Origin of the sequence: Streptomyces yunnanensis, from assembly GCF_029011865.1 — a bacterium.
Lineage (GTDB): Bacteria > Actinomycetota > Actinomycetes > Streptomycetales > Streptomycetaceae > Streptomyces > Streptomyces yunnanensis.
Map to the genome: position 1 here is coordinate 5434177 of NZ_CP095749.1, position 17020 is coordinate 5451196.

22 protein-coding genes are annotated in these 17020 nt (G+C 69.1%); 20 read left to right on the forward strand and 2 right to left on the reverse strand.

Annotated elements, in window-relative coordinates; all coding sequences use genetic code 11:
• Position 1 precedes the first annotated feature (1 nt).
• From rpsE to truA, 14 genes are all read left to right on the forward strand, one after another.
• Complete coding sequence (gene rpsE / locus MOV08_RS23735; protein WP_039635375.1) at positions 2 to 604, forward strand: 30S ribosomal protein S5; 603 nt, start codon at positions 2 to 4, stop codon at positions 602 to 604.
• Complete coding sequence (gene rpmD / locus MOV08_RS23740) at positions 604 to 786, forward strand: 50S ribosomal protein L30 (RefSeq protein WP_039635378.1); 183 nt, start codon at positions 604 to 606, stop codon at positions 784 to 786. Before rpsE ends, rpmD begins: the two co-directional genes overlap by 1 nt.
• Position 787: 1 nt before the next feature.
• Complete coding sequence (rplO, locus tag MOV08_RS23745) at positions 788 to 1243, forward strand: 50S ribosomal protein L15 (protein WP_039635380.1); 456 nt, start codon at positions 788 to 790, stop codon at positions 1241 to 1243.
• A gap of 228 nt (positions 1244 to 1471) precedes the next feature.
• Positions 1472 to 2785, forward strand: coding sequence for a preprotein translocase subunit SecY (secY, locus tag MOV08_RS23750; protein WP_039635382.1), 1314 nt, complete (start codon positions 1472 to 1474; stop codon positions 2783 to 2785).
• Positions 2785 to 3438, forward strand: a complete 654-nt coding sequence (locus MOV08_RS23755) for an adenylate kinase (RefSeq protein ID WP_275308754.1) — start codon at positions 2785 to 2787, stop codon at positions 3436 to 3438. Before secY ends, MOV08_RS23755 begins: the two co-directional genes overlap by 1 nt.
• A gap of 115 nt (positions 3439 to 3553) precedes the next feature.
• Positions 3554 to 4390, forward strand: coding sequence for a type I methionyl aminopeptidase (gene map / locus MOV08_RS23760; protein WP_039635386.1), 837 nt, complete (start codon positions 3554 to 3556; stop codon positions 4388 to 4390).
• A 186-nt stretch (positions 4391 to 4576) separates the two neighbouring features.
• Complete coding sequence (gene infA, locus MOV08_RS23765) at positions 4577 to 4798, forward strand: translation initiation factor IF-1 (protein WP_003956442.1); 222 nt, start codon at positions 4577 to 4579, stop codon at positions 4796 to 4798.
• 60 nt (positions 4799 to 4858) lie between these two features.
• Positions 4859 to 4972, forward strand: a complete 114-nt coding sequence (rpmJ, locus tag MOV08_RS23770; RefSeq protein WP_003956441.1) for a 50S ribosomal protein L36 — start codon at positions 4859 to 4861, stop codon at positions 4970 to 4972.
• Positions 4973 to 5169: 197 nt separating this feature from the next.
• On the forward strand, positions 5170 to 5550 hold the full coding sequence (gene rpsM / locus MOV08_RS23775; protein WP_039635397.1) for a 30S ribosomal protein S13: 381 nt from the start codon (positions 5170 to 5172) through the stop codon (positions 5548 to 5550).
• Between the two features lie 64 nt (positions 5551 to 5614).
• Positions 5615 to 6019 carry a 30S ribosomal protein S11 gene (gene rpsK, locus MOV08_RS23780; RefSeq protein WP_004571845.1) on the forward strand — a complete coding sequence of 135 codons (405 nt, stop codon included), beginning with the start codon at positions 5615 to 5617 and terminating at the stop codon, positions 6017 to 6019.
• A 27-nt stretch (positions 6020 to 6046) separates the two neighbouring features.
• Entirely contained in the window at positions 6047 to 6673 is a 627-nt protein-coding gene (gene rpsD, locus MOV08_RS23785) for a 30S ribosomal protein S4 (protein ID WP_039635400.1), read from the forward strand.
• Between the two features lie 115 nt (positions 6674 to 6788).
• Positions 6789 to 7811: a DNA-directed RNA polymerase subunit alpha gene (locus MOV08_RS23790; RefSeq protein ID WP_003956430.1), complete on the forward strand. Its 1023-nt coding sequence runs from the start codon at positions 6789 to 6791 to the stop codon at positions 7809 to 7811.
• Positions 7812 to 8029: 218 nt separating this feature from the next.
• Positions 8030 to 8512, forward strand: a complete 483-nt coding sequence (gene rplQ, locus MOV08_RS23795; protein WP_275308755.1) for a 50S ribosomal protein L17 — start codon at positions 8030 to 8032, stop codon at positions 8510 to 8512.
• An 85-nt stretch (positions 8513 to 8597) separates the two neighbouring features.
• Positions 8598 to 9449 carry a tRNA pseudouridine(38-40) synthase TruA gene (gene truA / locus MOV08_RS23800; protein WP_275308756.1) on the forward strand — a complete coding sequence of 284 codons (852 nt, stop codon included), beginning with the start codon at positions 8598 to 8600 and terminating at the stop codon, positions 9447 to 9449.
• Between the two features lie 55 nt (positions 9450 to 9504).
• Here the strand turns inward: truA and MOV08_RS23805 are convergent, their stop codons facing one another.
• A complete protein-coding gene (locus MOV08_RS23805; protein ID WP_275308757.1) occupies positions 9505 to 10368 on the reverse strand; it encodes a hypothetical protein in 864 nt (287 codons plus the stop codon).
• A 336-nt stretch (positions 10369 to 10704) separates the two neighbouring features.
• Between MOV08_RS23805 and rplM the strand changes: the two genes are divergently transcribed.
• From rplM to glmM, 3 genes are all read left to right on the forward strand, one after another.
• Positions 10705 to 11148: a 50S ribosomal protein L13 gene (rplM, locus tag MOV08_RS23810; protein WP_275308758.1), complete on the forward strand. Its 444-nt coding sequence runs from the start codon at positions 10705 to 10707 to the stop codon at positions 11146 to 11148.
• 42 nt (positions 11149 to 11190) lie between these two features.
• Positions 11191 to 11703, forward strand: a complete 513-nt coding sequence (gene rpsI / locus MOV08_RS23815; RefSeq protein ID WP_039635410.1) for a 30S ribosomal protein S9 — start codon at positions 11191 to 11193, stop codon at positions 11701 to 11703.
• A gap of 140 nt (positions 11704 to 11843) precedes the next feature.
• Complete coding sequence (glmM, locus tag MOV08_RS23820) at positions 11844 to 13202, forward strand: phosphoglucosamine mutase (protein ID WP_039635412.1); 1359 nt, start codon at positions 11844 to 11846, stop codon at positions 13200 to 13202.
• 75 nt (positions 13203 to 13277) lie between these two features.
• Here the strand turns inward: glmM and coaA are convergent, their stop codons facing one another.
• Positions 13278 to 14276 carry a type I pantothenate kinase gene (gene coaA / locus MOV08_RS23825; protein ID WP_376738535.1) on the reverse strand — a complete coding sequence of 333 codons (999 nt, stop codon included), beginning with the start codon at positions 14274 to 14276 and terminating at the stop codon, positions 13278 to 13280.
• A 170-nt stretch (positions 14277 to 14446) separates the two neighbouring features.
• Between coaA and MOV08_RS23830 the strand changes: the two genes are divergently transcribed.
• From MOV08_RS23830 to MOV08_RS23840, 3 genes are read left to right on the forward strand one after another with little or no spacing between them, the layout of a single operon-like run.
• Positions 14447 to 14704, forward strand: a complete 258-nt coding sequence (locus MOV08_RS23830) for a hypothetical protein (RefSeq protein ID WP_275308759.1) — start codon at positions 14447 to 14449, stop codon at positions 14702 to 14704.
• Between the two features lie 58 nt (positions 14705 to 14762).
• The gene (gene glmS / locus MOV08_RS23835) at positions 14763 to 16610 is read left to right on the forward strand and encodes a glutamine--fructose-6-phosphate transaminase (isomerizing) (protein WP_039635418.1); all 1848 of its coding nucleotides are present in this window, start codon (positions 14763 to 14765) and stop codon (positions 16608 to 16610) included.
• Positions 16611 to 16614: 4 nt separating this feature from the next.
• Positions 16615 to 16983 carry a holo-ACP synthase gene (locus MOV08_RS23840; protein ID WP_039635420.1) on the forward strand — a complete coding sequence of 123 codons (369 nt, stop codon included), beginning with the start codon at positions 16615 to 16617 and terminating at the stop codon, positions 16981 to 16983.
• Positions 16984 to 17020 lie beyond the last annotated feature (37 nt).

Below are 17020 nucleotides of genomic sequence, written 5' to 3' on the forward strand. Positions count from 1 at the left end.
AATGGCTGGACCCCAGCGCCGCGGCAGCGGTGCCGGTGGCGGCGAGCGGCGGGACCGGAAGGGTCGCGACGGTGGCGCTGCCGCCGAGAAGACCGCGTACGTTGAGCGCGTTGTCGCGATCAACCGCGTCGCCAAGGTTGTCAAGGGTGGTCGTCGCTTCAGCTTCACCGCGCTGGTCGTGGTGGGCGACGGTGACGGCACCGTAGGTGTCGGTTACGGCAAGGCCAAGGAAGTTCCGGCTGCCATCGCCAAGGGCGTGGAAGAGGCCAAGAAGAACTTCTTCAAGGTCCCCCGTATCGCCGGTACCGTCCCGCACCCCATCCAGGGCGAGAAGGCTGCGGGCGTCGTCCTGCTCAAGCCGGCTTCCCCCGGTACCGGTGTGATCGCCGGTGGCCCGGTGCGCGCCGTCCTGGAGTGCGCGGGCATCCACGACGTGCTGAGCAAGTCGCTCGGCTCGTCCAACCCGATCAACATCGTGCACGCCACGGTGACGGCGCTCAAGGGCCTGCAGCGGCCCGAGGAGATCGCCGCCCGTCGTGGCCTGCCGCTGGAGGACGTGGCTCCCGCCGCTCTGCTGCGGGCGCGTGCCGGGGTGGGTGCGTAATGGCCCGTCTCGAGATCACGCAGGTCAAGTCCCTGATCGGCAGCAAGCAGAACCACCGCGAAACGCTGCGTTCGCTTGGTCTGAAGCGGATCAACGACGTGGTTGTCAAGGACGACCGCCCCGAGTACCGCGGCATGGTGCACACCGTCCGCCACCTCGTGTCGGTCAAGGAGGTCGACTGACATGGCGGAGACCAACCCGCTGAAGGTCCACAACCTCCGGCCCGCCCCGGGTGCCAAGACCGCCAAGACCCGTGTCGGTCGTGGTGAGGCGTCCAAGGGTAAGACCGCTGGTCGTGGTACCAAGGGCACCAAGGCCCGTTACCAGGTTCCGGAGCGCTTCGAGGGTGGGCAGATGCCCCTCCACATGCGCCTCCCGAAGCTGAAGGGCTTCAAGAACCCCGCCCACAAGCAGTTCCAGGTCGTGAACCTGGACAAGCTGGCCGCGCTCTACCCGCAGGGTGGCGAGGTCACGGTGGCCGACCTGGTCGCCAAGGGCGCGGTGCGCAAGAACGAGCTCGTCAAGGTCCTGGGCCAGGGCGAGATCTCCGTGGCGCTGACGGTGACGGTTGACTCCGTTTCCGGCTCCGCCAAGGAGAAGATTGCCGCCGCCGGCGGCACCGTCACCGAACTCCTCTGAGTTCGTTGGTTCAACTGACCGGGGATGCCCATTGATTGGGGCATCCCCGGTTGGTCGTTCCACGGGGGTACGGTCGCCGGTAAGGTGGCCTGCACTGTTTGATTTGTCCGGGGTCCGCCCCGGATCGCGCCGTGCGGGCGAGCTCCGCGCGGTACGGCCGCTACGTATTCGTCGATCCTCAAGACCGTCACCTCCCGGCCGCTGAAGGCGGGAGGCGCAGGAGGCACCGTGCTCACCGCGTTCGCCCGAGCGTTCAAGACGCCCGACCTGCGCAAGAAGCTGCTGTTCACGTTGGGCATCATCGTGCTCTACCGGATCGGAGCGCACGTCCCCGTCCCAGGGGTGAACTACGCGAACGTCGCGACCTGCATGAAGCAGGCCGGCGGTAACAGCGGGTTGTTCGCCCTGGTGAACATGTTCAGCGGTGGAGCGCTGCTGCAGATCACGATCTTCGCGCTGGGGATCATGCCGTACATCACGGCGAGCATCATCCTCCAGCTGCTGACCGTGGTGATCCCACGGCTGGAGGCCCTCAAGAAGGAGGGACAGTCCGGCCAGACGAAGATCACCCAGTACACCCGCTATCTGACCGTGGCGCTGGCCGTGCTGCAGGGCACCGGCCTGGTCGCCACCGCCCGCAGCGGTGCGCTCTTCCAGAGCTGCCCGGTCGCCAGCCAGATCGTGCCCAACGACTCGATCTTCACCACCATCACGATGGTGATCACGATGACCGCCGGCACCTGCCTCATCATGTGGCTCGGTGAGCTGGTGACCGACCGCGGCATCGGCAACGGCATGTCGATCCTGATGTTCATCTCGATCGCCGCCGGTTTCCCGGGCGCGCTGTGGCAGATCAAGCTGCAGGGCAAGCTGGCCGACGGCTGGATCGAGTTCTTCTCGGTGATCGCGGTGGGCCTGGCGATGGTCGCTCTGGTGGTCTTCGTCGAGCAGGCGCAGCGGCGCATTCCGGTGCAGTACGCGAAGCGCATGATCGGGCGCCGTTCCTACGGTGGTACGTCCACTTACATCCCGCTGAAGGTGAACCAGGCAGGTGTGATTCCTGTCATCTTCGCGTCGTCGCTGCTCTACATCCCCGCGCTCATCGCTCAGTTCAGCGGGTCCAACGCGGGGTGGGCGAGGTGGATCGCCAGCAACTTCACCAAGGGAAATCACCCCGTTTACATCATTACGTACTTCTTGTTGATCGTGTTCTTCGCCTTCTTCTACGTGGCCATCAGCTTCAACCCCGAAGAAGTTGCCGACAACATGAAGAAGTATGGTGGCTTCATCCCGGGTATCCGGGCTGGTCGCCCGACGGCCGAGTACCTCAGCTACGTGCTCAACCGGATCACGTGGCCGGGCTCGCTGTACCTGGGGCTGATCGCGCTCGTACCAACAGTGGCGTTGGTGCTGTTCAACGCGAACCAGAACTTCCCGTTCGGCGGGACGAGCATCCTGATCATCGTGGGTGTGGGTCTGGAGACCGTGAAGCAGATTGAGAGCCAGCTTCAGCAGCGCAACTACGAAGGGTTCCTCCGCTGATGCGAATCGTCCTCGTCGGACCCCCGGGGGCCGGTAAGGGTACGCAGGCCGCGTACCTGGCCAAGAACCTCGCGATCCCGCACATCTCCACGGGGGACCTGTTCCGGGCCAACATCTCCCAGGGCACCCCCCTGGGCGTCGAGGCCAAGTCCTACATGGACGCCGGCAACCTCGTGCCGGACTCGGTCACCATCGGGATGGCCGAGGACCGTATGGAACAGGCCGACGCGGTCGAGGGTTTCCTGCTCGACGGCTTCCCGCGCAACCTCGGCCAGGCCGAGGCGCTCGACGCCTTCCTGCAGACCAAGGGTCTGAAGCTGGACGCCGTCCTGGACCTGGAGGTCCCCGAGGACGAGGTGGTCAAGCGGATCGCCGGCCGGCGGATCTGCCGCAAGGACTCCAGCCACGTCTTCCACGTCGAGTACAACAAGCCGCAGACGGAGGGTGTCTGCGACGCCTGTGGCGGCGAGCTGTACCAGCGCGAGGACGACCGCGAGGACACCGTGCGCAAGCGGCTTGAGGTCTACCACTCGGAGACCGAGCCGATCATCGACTACTACAAGGCCCAGGACCTGGTCGTGACGATCCCGGCCCTCGGCAAGGTCGCGGAGGTCACCCAGCGCGCGATGAACGCACTGGAGCGCGGCGAGTAAAGCCACGGCTCGGTACGGCCGCGGTGCCCAGCACGGGCGCCGCGGCCGTACTGTTGGGTGGGCGGGAAATCCCCCGACACAACCTCGTGCGAGAACGAAGGCGGTAGGCACCGGCATGCTGGAGATCAAGAACCCCGCGCAGATCGCGAAGATGCGCGAGGCGGGTCTGGTGGTCGCCGCCATCCACGCGGCCACCCGTGAGACCGCGGTGCCGGGCGCCACCACCAAGGACCTGGACGACGTGGCGCGCAAGGTGCTCGCCGAGCACGGCGCGAAGTCGAACTTCCTCGGGTACGGCGGTTTCCCCGCCACCATCTGCACCTCCGTGAACGACGTGGTCGTGCACGGCATCCCGTCCGCCGACACGGTGCTCCAGGACGGCGACATCATCTCCATCGACTGCGGCGCGATCATCGACGGCTGGCACGGGGACGCCGCGTACACCGCCTTCGTCGGGTCCGGTCACTCCGCGGAGCTGGTCGAGCTCAGCCGGGTCACCGAGGAGTCGATGTGGGCGGGGGTCGCCGCGGTCGCCAAGGGCAACCGGCTGGTGGACATCTCCCGGGCGATCGAGGGTTACATCCGTCGCCAACCCCGTCCGGCCAGCGGCAAGTACGGCATCGTCGAGGACTACGGCGGCCACGGCATCGGCTCGCAGATGCACATGGACCCGCACCTGCTGAACTACGTCGAGCGCAAGCGCGGCCGGGGCCCGAAGCTGGTGCCCGGCTTCTGCATCGCCATCGAGCCGATGATCAATCTCGGCACCGCCAAGACCCATGTCCTCGAGGACGACTGGACGGTCAAGTCCAACGACGGCAGCTGGTCCTCGCACTGGGAGCACTCGGTCGCGCTGACCGAGGACGGCCCGTTGGTGCTCACCGCTCCCGACGGTGGCAAGGCCAAGCTCGCGAGCCTCGGCATCACCGCGGCGCCGGACCCTCTGGCGTAGTCCGCAGCATGCTGTCACCAGCTTCCGCGCGTAATGATCTCCGCGGTTGGGCAATACTCCTGGATTCGTCTTTTCTCAGGCACTGACGTAGACTGACGCGTCGGCTCTCGTGCACCCGTGTGCCCGCACGTCGGGTGCGGACAGTGCAAGTGAGTCGATCAAGGTAGCCGATCCGAAAGGCGAAGCGTGGCCAAGAAGCAAGGTGCCATCGAGATCGAGGGCACCGTGATCGAGTCTCTGCCGAACGCAATGTTCAAGGTAGAGCTCCAGAACGGTCACAAGGTCCTCGCGCACATCAGCGGCAAGATGCGGATGCACTACATCCGTATCCTCCCGGATGACCGGGTCGTCGTGGAGCTCTCTCCCTACGACCTGACGCGTGGCCGTATCGTCTACCGGTACAAGTAGATCTTGCCGAAGCCCCGCTCCCGTGGGGCAGCGGCACTGACCCGGAGAACCTCACATCCCATGAAGGTCAAGCCGAGCGTCAAGAAGATCTGCGACAAGTGCAAGGTGATCCGCCGCCACGGCCGGGTCATGGTCATCTGCGACAACCTGCGCCACAAGCAGCGCCAGGGCTGACGCACGCCGACCACCTGCAATTTCGCAGTTCGCGCGACGCAAGCACAAAACGTACATATGCAGTCACCCGACCCCCGCGCCGCGCGCGAGGGACGACACCCCCGGCTCGGAGGCCGGGGACCCGGCTCGTAATGCCGCAGAGTCTTACGGGAACGGTGCTGCGGAAGACCTCCGAATAGCCATCAGGAGCCACATCAATGGCACGCCTCGCAGGCGTTGATCTCCCGCGCGAAAAGCGTGTGGAGGTCGCCCTCACCTACGTCTTCGGTATCGGGCGCACGCTGTCGCAGCAGACCCTCGCCGCCACCGGCGTGAACCCGGACACCCGGGTCCGCGACCTGGTCGAGGAAGACCTCGTCAAGATCCGCGAGTACGTGGACAACAACCTCAAGACCGAGGGTGACCTCCGTCGCGAGATCCAGGCCGACATCCGCCGCAAGGTCGAGATCGGCTGCTACCAGGGTCTGCGTCACCGCCGCGGTCTGCCGGTGCACGGTCAGCGCACCAGCACGAACGCCCGTACCCGCAAGGGTCCGCGTCGCGCGATCGCCGGCAAGAAGAAGCCGGGCAAGAAGTAGTCCTCAGCAGGACCCCACCAGCGGTCTTCGCTGTAGGACCGATCACCTCCACGGGAGAATTTGAATGCCTCCGAAGGGCCGTACGGCCGGCGCCAAGAAGGTGCGCCGCAAGGAGAAGAAGAACGTCGCCCACGGGCACGCTCACATCAAGAGCACGTTCAACAACACGATCGTCTCGATCACCGACCCGACCGGGAACGTGATCTCTTGGGCCTCTGCCGGCCACGTCGGCTTCAAGGGCTCGCGCAAGTCCACTCCGTTCGCCGCGCAGATGGCCGCCGAGTCGGCCGCCCGCCGCGCGCAGGAGCACGGCATGCGCAAGGTCGACGTCTTCGTCAAGGGTCCGGGTTCGGGCCGCGAGACCGCCATCCGCTCGCTGCAGGCGACCGGTCTTGAGGTGGGCTCGATCCAGGACGTCACCCCGACCCCGCACAACGGATGCCGCCCGCCCAAGCGTCGCCGCGTCTGACCCACTGAAGTAGGAGACAACTAGACAATGGCGCGTTACACCGGGGCCGACTGCAAGCGTTGCCGTCGGGAGAAGCAGAAGCTCTTCCTCAAGGGGAGCAAGTGCGAGAGCGCGAAGTGCCCGATCGAGATCCGTCCTTACCCCCCGGGTGAGCACGGTCGCGGGCGCACCAAGGACAGCGAGTACCTGCTCCAGCTTCGTGAGAAGCAGAAGTGCAGCCGTATCTACGGTGTCCTTGAGAAGCAGTTCGTGGGCTACTACAAGGAAGCGAACCAGAAGACCGGCAAGACCGGTGAGAACCTTCTGCGCATCCTTGAGACCCGCCTCGACAACGTGGTCTACCGGGCCGGCTTCGCCAAGTCCCGTGACCACGCCCGTCAGCTGGTCCGCCACGGGCACATCCAGGTCAACGGCCGCAAGACCGACATCCCGTCGGCCCGCGTCGCCGTGAACGACATCATCGAGGTCCGCACGGGCTCCAGGACCCTGACCCCCTTCGAGGTGGCCAAGGCGGAGGCCGGCGAGAAGACCGTCCCGGCGTGGCTGGAGGCGATCCCCTCGCAGCTGCGGATCCTCGTGCACAGCCTGCCCGAGCGCCAGGTGATCGACACCCAGGTGCAGGAGCAGCTGATCGTGGAGCTCTACTCCAAGTAAGAGCCCCAGCGGAACAGGTCAGGGCGGTACGGCGCCATCGGTGTCGTACCGCCCGTACCCTTTGAAGTACAGCGGACGTCAAATAGCGGGCGTCCACGACTGAAGGACACACACCATGCTGATCGCTCAGCGTCCCTCGTTGACCGAAGAGGTCGTCGACGAGTACCGCTCCCGGTTCGTCATCGAGCCGCTGGAGCCGGGCTTCGGCTACACCCTCGGCAACTCCCTCCGCCGGACCCTGCTCTCCTCGATCCCGGGTGCGGCGGTCACGTCCATCCGCATCGACGGCGTGCTGCACGAGTTCACCACCGTGCCGGGTGTCAAGGAGGACGTCACCGACCTGATCCTCAACATCAAGCAGCTGGTCGTCTCCTCGGAGCACGACGAGCCGGTCGTGATGTACCTGCGCAAGCAGGGCCCGGGTCTGGTCACCGCCGCCGACATCGCGCCGCCGGCCGGTGTCGAGGTGCACAACCCCGACCTCGTCCTCGCCACGCTCAACGGCAAGGGCAAGCTGGAGATGGAGCTGACCGTCGAGCGCGGTCGCGGCTACGTCTCCGCCGTGCAGAACAAGCAGGTCGGCCAGGAGATCGGTCGGATCCCGGTCGACTCCATCTACAGCCCCGTGCTGAAGGTCACCTACAAGGTCGAGGCGACCCGTGTCGAGCAGCGCACCGACTTCGACAAGCTGATCGTCGACGTCGAGACCAAGCAGGCGATGCGTCCGCGCGACGCCATGGCCTCGGCCGGCAAGACCCTGGTGGAGCTGTTCGGTCTCGCCCGCGAGCTGAACATCGACGCCGAGGGCATCGACATGGGCCCGTCCCCGACGGACGCCGCCCTGGCCGCCGACCTGGCGCTGCCGATCGAGGAGCTGGAGCTCACCGTCCGCTCCTACAACTGCCTCAAGCGTGAGGGCATCCACTCCGTGGGCGAGCTCGTCGCGCGCTCCGAGGCGGACCTGCTCGACATCCGCAACTTCGGTGCGAAGTCGATCGACGAGGTCAAGGCGAAGCTGGCCGGGATGGGTCTCGCGCTGAAGGACTCGCCCCCCGGGTTCGACCCGACCGCCGCTGCCGACGCGTTCGGCGCGGACGACGACGCGGACGCCGGTTTCGTGGAGACCGAGCAGTACTGATCCGCCTGACGGCGGGGTGGTCGACGTTCTCGGCCGTCCCGCCGTTTTCGGCTGGGGCTTTGTCCTCGAACGCCGAACGGGCTGATGCATGAACCCCCTGCTGGGGGCCCGGGGGTCGTCCCCCGGGCGAATGCAGTGTGACTTCCGCGGGGCGGCCGCCTCGTGGGAACTGACACCGGTACCTGATACGGCCGGTGCAGCAATGAAGGAGATACACCATGCCGAAGCCCACCAAGGGCGCCCGTCTGGGCGGCAGCGCTGCGCACGAGAAGGCGCTCCTGCGCAACCTGGCGACCAACCTCTTCGAGCACGGCCGCATCACGACGACCGAGGCCAAGGCCCGTCGTCTGCGTCCGTTCGCGGAGCGTCTGGTGACCAAGGCGAAGAAGGGCGACCTTCACAACCGCCGCCAGGTCATGGAGCTGATCACGGACAAGAGCGTCGTGCACACGCTCTTCACCGAGATCGCGCCGCGGTTCGCGGAGCGTCCGGGTGGCTACACCCGTATCACCAAGATCGGCAACCGTCGTGGCGACAACGCCCCGATGGCCGTCATCGAGCTGGTCGAGGGCGAGATCGCCAAGAAGGCGACCGTCGCCGAGGCCGAGGCCGCTGCCAAGCGCGCGGTCAAGGAGGCCGACGAGGCCAAGGCTGCCGAGGCCAAGGCTGCCGAGGCCGCCGAGGAGTCGAAGGACGCCTGAGTCCGTCGTCGCTGAGCGGTGAGCGGGTCCGCCCCCCTGGGGGCGGGCCCGCTTTCGCCTGTGGTGGGCCTGAGAGGATTGCGGTGTGAGTGACGAAGTGGAGCCCGGGTTCGTCCGGGTGCGGCTGGACCTGGCGTACGACGGCTCGGAGTTCTCCGGGTGGGCCAAGCAGCGGGAGCGGCGCACGGTCCAGGGGGAGCTGGAGGACGCGATCCGGACCGTGACGCGGTCGGGCGAGACCTATGAGCTCACCGTCGCGGGCCGGACCGACGCCGGGGTGCACGCGCGAGGACAGGTCGCGCAGGTCGATCTGCCCGAGCAGGTGTGGCGGGAGCACCACGACAAGCTGCTCAAGCGGCTCGCCGGGCGCCTGCCCAAGGACGTACGGGTGTGGGCCCTGCGGGAGGCGCCCAGCGGCTTCAACGCGCGCTTCTCGGCGATCTGGCGGCGCTACGCCTACCGCGTCACCGACAACCCGGGCGGGGTGGACCCGCTGCTGCGGGGGCACGTCCTGTGGCACGACTGGCCGCTCGACGTGGACGCCATGAACGAGGCCGCGCAGCGGCTGCTCGGGGAGCACGACTTCGCCGCGTACTGCAAGAAGCGGGAGGGTGCGACCACGATCCGCACGCTCCAGGAGCTGAGCCTGGTCAAGGGCGCGGACGGGATCATCACCGCGACGGTCCGGGCGGACGCCTTCTGCCACAACATGGTGCGGTCGCTGATCGGCGCGCTGCTCTTCGTCGGCGACGGCCACCGGGGTCCGGAGTGGCCCGGGAAGGTGCTGGCCGCGGGGGTGCGGGACTCCGCCGTGCACGTCGTACGACCCCACGGGCTGACCCTGGAGGAGGTCGGCTACCCCGCCGACGAGCTGCTCGCCGCCCGGAGCAGGGAAGCGCGCAACAAGCGGTCGCTGCCGTCGGCCGGCTGCTGCTGAGGCCGCGCCCGCCCCGTGCCCGCCACGGGGCGCGGGGCCGGCGCCGCCGGGGGTGTCAGGAGGTCTTGCCGGCCTTTCGCCGGGCCTCCTTGAGCTGCTGCTCGGCGGCCTTGGCGGCCTGGTCCTTGCCGCGCTGGGCGATCTGGGTGAAGGCGTAGGCGCCGCCGTCCCGGCCGATCTGCAGGGCCTGGGTCTCGTTGCCGGTGACGTCCTTGCCGTTGGTGTAGCCGGCGATGGTGAAGTACGCGTAGCGGCCGGTGGCGTTGGTGGTCATCCGGCACTTGCTGCCCTGGCAGAAGTCGGCCGGGACACCGCTGCCGGACAGCGGCATGAGGTTGGGCTTGTTCTCGTTCATCACCGCGGCGGCCTTGGCGGGCGAGTCGAAGACCGCGACGCCGATGGTGACCGCGACCCCGCCGCTGGAGTAGGTGGCGCGCAGCAGCTGCTTGCAGCCGTTGTGGCCGAGCGAGGAGACCAGGGGGCCCTGGGCGCCGGCGGTGCAGTCGGTGGTGCTGGCGGTGCCGGTCTGCGGGTAGCTGTGCTCGCCGACGACCATGCTCTTCTGCGGGAAGAGGGTGGCGGGGGTGAGCGGCGCGGTGTCCTTCTTGGGGTCGGAGATGTAGTCCTGCGGGTTGGGCGGGGGCGGGACCGAGACGTCGGGGAAGGACGGCTTGTCGTCCGGCACGGCGGTCTGGCCGGAGGCGGTGGGGTGGGCCGAGGGGCTGTCGTCGGACGGGCCGCCGCTGTTGATCACGGCGGTGGCGACGATGCCGGCCACCGCGAGCACGGCGACCGCGCCGCCGCCGATCATCAGCCAGCGCTTGCGCCGCGTGCGTGCCGCGCTCTCGTCGGCCAGCGCTGACCAGTCCGGAGTGGAACCCCCCGGGCCGTCGAACGGCCCCCCTTGCCCAAAACTCATGCCGCGCATCCTAGTGCGCGCGGGTGAGCGTGTGGCGGGGGGAGCGGAACCGCTTCGGGCCGGTGTGCGGGGGACGCGACCGCACGCCTGTCCGGGCCACGTTTTGACCCGTCCGGGGTTGGGTCAGTATCCTGCTGGTTCGTTATGCGTATGGGCTTGCTCTATCTCACGTGAGGGGCCTTACGCCGGCTAGCCAGGCCGCTGACCGGCGGTGGACGATCGGGTTGCGTCGCCCGTAGTGCCATCCCGCTGTGTGAGCAGTCACGGTGCCAGTACAGGACCCTTTCCCTGGGTCTCCCCAGGGGATAACCCGACTCACGAAGCGAAGGCTAAGACGTGCGTACGTTCAGCCCCAAGCCCGGCGATGTTCAGCGCCAGTGGCACATCATTGACGCGCAGGACGTTGTCCTGGGCCGTCTGGCCAGCCAGGCCGCGTCCCTCCTCCGGGGTAAGCACAAGCCGGTTTACGCCCCTCACGTTGACACCGGTGACTTCGTCATCATCATCAACGCCGACAAGGTGCACCTCTCCGGCAACAAGCGCACCCAGAAGATGGCCTACCGTCACTCCGGTTTCCCGGGTGGTCTGCGCTCCGTCCGTTACGACGAGCTGCTGGCCAAGAACCCCGAGAAGGCCGTCGAGAAGGCCATCAAGGGCATGCTCCCCAAGAACACCCTCGGCCGTCAGATGCTCTCGAAGCTGAAGGTCTACGCGGGCGCCGAGCACCCGCACGCTGCTCAGCAGCCGGTCCCGTTCGAGATCACCCAGGTCGCGCAGTAAGTCCCGGCCACCCCAAGACGACAGAGAATCTGAGGAAGCATCGTGGCTGAGACCACCCCCGAGACCCCGCTGGACGAGGTCGAGGTCGAGCAGTACACCACCGAGACCGAGGTTCCGCTGGAGGGTGAGTACACCTCCGAGTCCCTCGCGTCCCGCTTCGGCGAGCCGCAGCCGGCCGCCGGCCTGGGCCGTCGCAAGAACGCCATCGCCCGCGTGCGGATCATCCCCGGCTCCGGCCAGTGGAAGATCAACGGCCGCACCCTTGAGGACTACTTCCCCAACAAGGTGCACCAGCAGGAAGTCAACGAGCCCTTCAAGGTGCTCGAGCTGGACAACCGCTACGACGTCGTGGCCCGCATCTCCGGCGGCGGCATCTCCGGCCAGGCCGGTGCGCTGCGCCTGGGTGTGGCCCGTGCGCTGAACGAGGCGGACGTGGACGCCAACCGTCCCGCCCTGAAGAAGGCCGGGTTCCTCAAGCGTGACGACCGTGCGGTCGAGCGCAAGAAGGCCGGTCTGAAGAAGGCCCGCAAGGCGCCGCAGTACAGCAAGCGCTAATCACGCGCTGCACGCAGGCAGCCCTTGGCGAACGCCCCGGTGGCACTTCCGTGCTGCCGGGGCGTTCGGCTTCCGACAGACCGCGGCGTATACCTGGAATCCAAGCCCCGGTCACAGCTCATCTACTTCGGAGGACACCAGTGGGACGACTCTTCGGCACGGACGGTGTGCGCGGCGTCGCCAACGCGGACCTGACGGCGGAGCTGGCGCTCGGCCTGTCGGTCGCGGCGGCGCATGTGCTGGCCGAGGCGGGCACGTTTGAAGGCCATCGGCCGGTGGCCGTGGTCGGTCGCGATCCGCGGGCGTCGGGGGAGTTCCTGGAGGCCGCGGTGGTCGCCGGCCTGGCGAGCGCCGGGGTGGACGTGCTGCGGGTGGGGGTGCTGCCGACCCCTGCGGTCGCCTATCTGACCGGGGCGCTCGGTGCGGATCTGGGCGTGATGCTCTCCGCCAGCCACAATCCGATGCCCGACAACGGCATCAAGTTCTTCGCCCGCGGCGGCCACAAGCTCGCCGACGAGCTGGAGGACCGCATCGAGGAGACCTACCGCGGGCACAGCGCCGGTGAGCCGTGGGAGCGGCCGACCGGCGCCGGTGTGGGCCGGGTCACCGACTACGACGAGGGCTTCGACAAGTACGTCGCGCACCTGGTCGGCGTGCTGCCCAACCGCCTGGACGGGCTCAAGATCGTCATCGACGGGGCGCACGGTGCCGCGGCCCGGGTCTCGCCGGAGGCGTTCGCGCGGGCCGGCGCCGAGGTCGTCACCATCGGCACCGAGCCGGACGGGCTGAACATCAACGACGCCTGCGGCTCCACCCACCTCGACAAGCTCCGGTCGGCCGTCCTGGAGCACGGCGCCGCGCTCGGTGTCGCCCACGACGGCGACGCCGACCGCTGCCTGGCCGTGGACCACGCCGGCAACGAGGTCGACGGCGACCAGATCCTGGCCGTCCTGGCGCTCGGCATGCGCGAGGCCGGCACGCTGCGCAAGAACACCGTCGTCGCCACCGTCATGTCCAACCTGGGCTTCAAGCTGGCCATGGAGGGCGCGGGCATCGACCTCGTGCAGACCGCGGTCGGCGACCGGTACGTCCTGGAGGAGATGAAGGCCCACGGCTACGCGCTGGGCGGCGAGCAGTCCGGGCACGTCATCGTGCTGGACCACGCCACCACCGGCGACGGCACGCTGACGGGCCTGATGCTGGCGGCCCGGGTCGCGGCGACCGGCCGGTCGCTGGCCGACCTGGCGGGCGCGATGGAGCGGCTGCCGCAGATCCTCATCAACGTCCCCGACGTCGACAAGTCGCGGGTGACCAGCTCCGCCGAGCTGGCCGCCGCGGTCGCCGAGGCGGAGCGGGAGCTGGGCGCCACCGGACGGGTGCTGCTGCGGCCCTCCGGCACCGAGCCGCTGGTCCGGGTGATGGTCGAGGCGGCCGACATCGAGCAGGCGCGGGCCGTCGCCCAGCGCCTGGCCGACGCGGTCAAGTCCGCGCTGGGATAACGGAGTTCCGTCCGGGCGGGGTCGCCCTCGTACGGCAGCGATGCTGCCGGGTCGAGGGCGGCCCCGCTTCGGTGTCTACAGCTTCCGCAGCGACAGCCGCTGCACCTTGTGGTCCGGGCCCTTGCGGAGGACCAGGTTGGCGCGGCCCCGGGTGGGGGCCACGTTCTGTTCCAGGTTGGGCCGGTTGATGGTGCGCCACATCAGGCGGGCGTAGTCCAGCGCCTCGTCCTCGGAGACCTGGGTGTACTTGCGGAAGTACGAGAACGGGTTCTGGAACGCGGTCTGGCGCAGCTTGCGGAAGCGGCCGAGGTACCACCGTTCGATGTCCTCGGTGCGGGCGTCCACGTAGACCGAGAAGTCGAAGAAGTCGGCGAGGCCCAGCCGGGTGCGGCCGTCCCCGCCGGGCAGTGCCGGCTGGAGCACGTTGAGGCCCTCGACGATGAGGATGTCGGGCCGGTGCACGGTCAGCCGCTCGCCGGGCACGATGTCGTAGATCAGGTGCGAGTAGACGGGCGCGGTGACCTCCGCCTTGCCGGACTTCACGTCCGCCACGAAGCGGGTCAGCGCCCGGCGGTCGTAGGACTCCGGGAAGCCCTTGCGGGACATCAGCCCCCGCCGGTGCAGCTCGGCGTTGGGGAAGAGGAAGCCGTCGGTGGTGACCAGCTCGACGCGCGGGTGCTCCGGCCAGCGGGCCAGCAGTGCCTGGAGCAGCCGGGCGGTGGTGGACTTGCCGACCGCGACGCTGCCGGCGACGCCTATGACGAAGGGCGTGCCGGGCTGCGAGCCGTGGCCGTTGCCGGTGTCGTCCAGGAAGGTGTTGAGCGCGCCGCGGAGGTTGCTGGTGGCGCCGACGTACAGGTTGAGCAGCCGGGACAGCGGGAGGTAGACGTCGCGCACCTCGTCGAGGTCGATGACGTCGCCCAGGCCGCGGAGCCGTTCGACCTCCTCGGCGGTCAGCGGCAGCGGGGTCTTCTCCCGCAGGGCGCTCCACTCCGCGCGCGTCAGGTCGACGTACGGCGAGCTGTCGGTGCGGCGTCGTTGCGGCGAATCCGTCGTCTGGGGCACGGGCCCCATTGTCCGCGGCGGGCCCCGGTGCCGGGCGGCGGGGTGGCGGTGCCGCGCCCGGTACGGCCGGACCAGCGTTTCTGTACCCGGCGGCGCGGCGCCCGGTACGGTCGGTGACGGGGACGGTCGTGACGGGGACGGCGCCAGGGGAGCGCGCCGTGGAGACACAGGGGGGTGGCGTGCGAGCACGCCTGGTGGAACTGCTGCGCGAGCGGGCCAGGGAACGCCGGATCAGGGCGGCCGGCGCGCGGGCCGCGGCGGACGCCTTCGCGGCCCGCGTGCACGCCGAGCTGGCCGAGGAACTGCCGGAGGAGGATCTCGGCGAGGACCTGACGGACTTCCTGGAGCACCGTGCGCCGGGCGCCGACCCGGAGGCCGACGAGGAGCTCCTCGAACGGGTCCGGGAGGCACAGGAGCGGATAGCCCGCGGGTACTGAGCGGGCTCGGACGCCGCACGGCGGTCCTCCGGGCGACGACAGGCCCTAGGCTGCCTCCATGTGCGGAATCGTGGGATACGTGGGCGGGCAGAGCGCCCTTGAGGTGGTGCTGGCCGGGCTGAAGCGGCTGGAGTACCGGGGCTACGACTCGGCCGGGGTGGCGGTGCTGGCCGACGGCGGGCTGGCGGCGGCGAAGAAGGCCGGCAAGCTGGCCAACCTGGAGAAGGAGCTGGCCGACCGGCCGCTGCCCACGGGCGCGGTGGGCATCGGCCACACCCGGTGGGCGACGCACGGCGGTCCGACGGACGCCAACGCCCACCCGCACCTGGACAACGCCGGCCGGGTCTGTGTCGTGCACAACGGCATCATCGAGAACTTCGCCGCGCTGCGCGCCGAACTCGCCGACCGCGGCCATGAGTTGGCGTCCGAGACGGACACCGAGGTGGTCGCGCACCTGCTGGCCGAGGAGTACTCCTCGTGCGGCGAGCTGACCGAGGCGATGCGGCAGGTGTGCCGGCGGCTGGAGGGGGCGTTCACCCTCGTCGCGGTGCACGCCGACGCGCCGGACGTGGTCGTCGGTGCCCGCCGCAACTCCCCGCTGGTGGTGGGCCTCGGCGAGGACGAGGCGTTCCTGGCCTCGGACGTGGCGGCGTTCATCGCGTACACCCGGGAGGCCGTCGAGCTCGGCCAGGACCAGGTCGTCGAGCTGCGCCGGGACGGCGTGACGGTCACCGACTTCGACGGTGCGCCCGCGGAGGTCCGCCACTACCACGTCGACTGGGACGCGTCGGCCGCCGAGAAGGGCGGCTACGACTACTTCATGCTCAAGGAGATCGCCGAGCAGCCGAAGGCGGTCGCGGACACCCTGCTGGGCCGGGTCGACGCGGCCGGGGTGCTCTCGCTGGACGAGGTGCGGATCCCGCCGGCGGTGCTGCGGGAGGTCAGCAAGGTCGTCATCGTCGCGTGCGGCACCGCCTACCACGCCGGGATGATCGCCAAGTACGCCATCGAGCACTGGACGCGGATCCCCTGCGAGACCGAGCTGGCCAGCGAGTTCCGCTACCGCGACCCGATCCTGGACCACCGCACGCTGGTGATCGCCATCAGCCAGTCCGGCGAGACCATGGACACCCTGATGGCGCTGCGGCACGCCCGCGAGCAGGGCGCGCGGGTGCTGGCCATCTGCAACACCAACGGCTCGACGATCCCCCGCGAGTCCGACGCGGTGCTCTACACGCACGCCGGGCCGGAGGTCGCGGTGGCGTCCACCAAGGCGTTCCTGACCCAGCTCGTCGCGGTCTACCTCGTCGCGCTGTACCTCGGGCAGGTGCGCGGCACCAAGTGGGGCGACGAGATCCGGGACGTGGTGCGCGAACTCGCCGCCATCGGCACGCAGGTGCAGCAGGTCCTGGGCACCATGGAGCCGGTCCGCGAGCTGGCCCGCTCGCTGGTGGACAAGAACACCGTGCTGTTCCTGGGCCGTCACGTGGGCTACCCGGTGGCGCTGGAGGGCGCGCTCAAGCTCAAGGAGCTGGCGTACATGCACGCCGAGGGGTTCGCCGCCGGCGAGCTCAAGCACGGCCCGATCGCGCTGATCGAGGAGGACCTCCCGGTCGTCGTGGTCGTCCCCTCGCCGCGCGGCCGGTCCGTCCTGCACGACAAGATCGTCTCCAACATCCAGGAGATCCGGGCCCGCGGCGCCCGCACCATCGTGATCGCCGAGGAGGGCGACGAGGCGGTGGTCCCGTACGCCGACCACCTCGTCCGGATCCCGCGGACGCCGGTGCTGCTGCAACCGCTGGTGTCCTCGGTGCCGCTCCAGGTGTTCGCGTGCGAGCTGGCCACCGCCCGCGGCAACGAGGTCGACCAGCCGCGCAACCTCGCCAAGTCCGTCACGGTGGAGTGATCGGGTGATCATCGGGGTCGGGATCGACGTGGCGGAGATCGACCGGTTCGAGGCGGCGCTGCGGCGGACGCCGGAGCTGGCGCACCGGCTGTTCATCGAGACGGAGTTGACGCTGCCGAGCGGCGAGCGGCGGGGCATCGCCTCCCTGGCCGCCCGGTTCGCCGCCAAGGAGGCGGTGGCCAAGGCGCTGGGCGCGCCGGGCGGTCTGCACTGGACGGACGCCGAGGTGTACGTCGAGGACAGCGGCCAGCCGCGGCTGCGGGTGCGCGGCACGGTCGCCGTCCGCGCCGCGGAACTCGGCGTGCAGAACTGGCATGTGTCGCTCAGTCATGACGCGGGCGTCGCCTCGGCGGTGGTGATCGCCGAGGGGTAGGGCGGGGCCGGGGCGGGGTGGGCTCTTCGCGCCGCCG

What these genes read in the sequence shown, in the direction of transcription:
- rpmJ (WP_003956441.1), top strand. Translation starts at nt 4,859, where the DNA reads ATGAAGGTCAAGCCGAGCGTCAAGAAGATCTGCGACAAGTGCAAGGTG.
- MOV08_RS23805 (WP_275308757.1), bottom strand. Translation starts at nt 10,368, where the DNA reads ATGAGTTTTGGGCAAGGGGGGCCGTTCGACGGCCCGGGGGGTTCCACT.
- rpsD (WP_039635400.1), top strand. Translation starts at nt 6,047, where the DNA reads ATGGCGCGTTACACCGGGGCCGACTGCAAGCGTTGCCGTCGGGAGAAG.
- rpsK (WP_004571845.1), top strand. Translation starts at nt 5,615, where the DNA reads ATGCCTCCGAAGGGCCGTACGGCCGGCGCCAAGAAGGTGCGCCGCAAG.
- rplQ (WP_275308755.1), top strand. Translation starts at nt 8,030, where the DNA reads ATGCCGAAGCCCACCAAGGGCGCCCGTCTGGGCGGCAGCGCTGCGCAC.
- glmS (WP_039635418.1), top strand. Translation starts at nt 14,763, where the DNA reads ATGTGCGGAATCGTGGGATACGTGGGCGGGCAGAGCGCCCTTGAGGTG.
- MOV08_RS23790 (WP_003956430.1), top strand. Translation starts at nt 6,789, where the DNA reads ATGCTGATCGCTCAGCGTCCCTCGTTGACCGAAGAGGTCGTCGACGAG.
- coaA (WP_376738535.1), bottom strand. Translation starts at nt 14,276, where the DNA reads ATGGGGCCCGTGCCCCAGACGACGGATTCGCCGCAACGACGCCGCACC.
- rpmD (WP_039635378.1), top strand. Translation starts at nt 604, where the DNA reads ATGGCCCGTCTCGAGATCACGCAGGTCAAGTCCCTGATCGGCAGCAAG.
- map (WP_039635386.1), top strand. Translation starts at nt 3,554, where the DNA reads ATGCTGGAGATCAAGAACCCCGCGCAGATCGCGAAGATGCGCGAGGCG.
- MOV08_RS23755 (WP_275308754.1), top strand. Translation starts at nt 2,785, where the DNA reads ATGCGAATCGTCCTCGTCGGACCCCCGGGGGCCGGTAAGGGTACGCAG.
- rplO (WP_039635380.1), top strand. Translation starts at nt 788, where the DNA reads ATGGCGGAGACCAACCCGCTGAAGGTCCACAACCTCCGGCCCGCCCCG.
- rpsM (WP_039635397.1), top strand. Translation starts at nt 5,170, where the DNA reads ATGGCACGCCTCGCAGGCGTTGATCTCCCGCGCGAAAAGCGTGTGGAG.
- rpsE (WP_039635375.1), top strand. Translation starts at nt 2, where the DNA reads ATGGCTGGACCCCAGCGCCGCGGCAGCGGTGCCGGTGGCGGCGAGCGG.